This is a genomic window from Rhodoferax sp. RT5P35, from assembly GCF_056521385.1.
Window position 1 is genome coordinate 1 of sequence record NZ_JBWMAX010000322.1, and the last position, 1,077, is coordinate 1,077.

At 62.2% G+C, this 1,077-nt stretch carries 1 protein-coding gene and 1 pseudogene; both read left to right on the forward strand.

Annotated elements, in window-relative coordinates; all coding sequences use genetic code 11:
- The coding region (locus tag AC097L_RS25995) for a zinc-binding dehydrogenase (protein WP_479589574.1) at positions 1-911 on the forward strand (911 nt) is incomplete at its 5' end.
- A pseudogene (locus AC097L_RS26000) lies at positions 911-1,077 on the forward strand (S-formylglutathione hydrolase); the annotation flags it as partial. The gene AC097L_RS25995 and the pseudogene AC097L_RS26000, both read left to right, overlap by 1 nt.

Genomic DNA, 1,077 nt, shown 5'->3' on the forward strand with positions numbered 1-1,077 from the left:
GCATTGTGGTGGACGTAGGCCCCGGTGTGACCACGCTCCAAAAGGGCGACCACGTCATCCCCCTGTACACCCCCGAATGCCGCCAGTGCAAGTTCTGCCTGAGCCGCAAGACCAACCTGTGCCAACTCATCCGCGGCACCCAGGGCAAAGGCCTGATGCCCGATGCCACCAGCCGCTTCAGCCTGGACGGCAAACCCATCTTCCACTACATGGGCACCTCCACCTTCAGCAACTACACCGTGGCCCCAGAAATCTCGCTGGCCAAGATCCGCAAGGACGCACCGTTTGACAAGGTTTGCTACATCGGCTGCGGTGTCACCACCGGCATTGGCGCCGTGCTGTTCACCGCCAAGGTCGAAGCCGGTGCCAACGTGGTCGTCTTCGGCCTGGGCGGTATCGGCCTGAACGTCATCCAGGGGGCCAAGATGGTGGGCGCCGACAAGATCATCGGGGTGGATATCAACCCCGAGCGCCAAGCCATGGCGCGCCAGTTCGGCATGACCCACTTCATCAACCCCAAGGAAGTGCCGAATGTTGTCGATGCCATCGTGCAACTCACCGACGGCGGGGCCGACTACAGCTTCGAGTGCATAGGCAACACCCAGGTGATGCGCCAGGCGCTGGAATGCACCCACAAGGGCTGGGGCCGCAGCATCATCATCGGCGTGGCCGAAGCCGGGGCAGAGATCAGCACCCGGCCGTTCCAGCTGGTCACAGGCCGCAAATGGGAAGGCTCGGCCTTTGGTGGGGCACGCGGGCGCACCGATGTGCCGAAGATTGTGGACTGGTACATGGAGGGCAAGATCAGCATCGACCCGCTGATCACCCACACCATGCCACTGGAAGATATCAACAAGGGGTTTGATTTGATGAAGAGTGGTGAATCGATTCGCGGTGTGGTGCTGTTCTGATGGCCAAGCTCACTACCCTCTCAGAGCACGCCTGCTTTGACGGCATCCAGACCTTCTACCAGCACGACTCTTCGGAGATCGGCCTGCCCATGCGTTTCGCGGTGTACATGCCGCCCGGTGCGACGGGCCCGGTGCCCGCCCTGCTCTACCTGGCAGGCCTGACCTG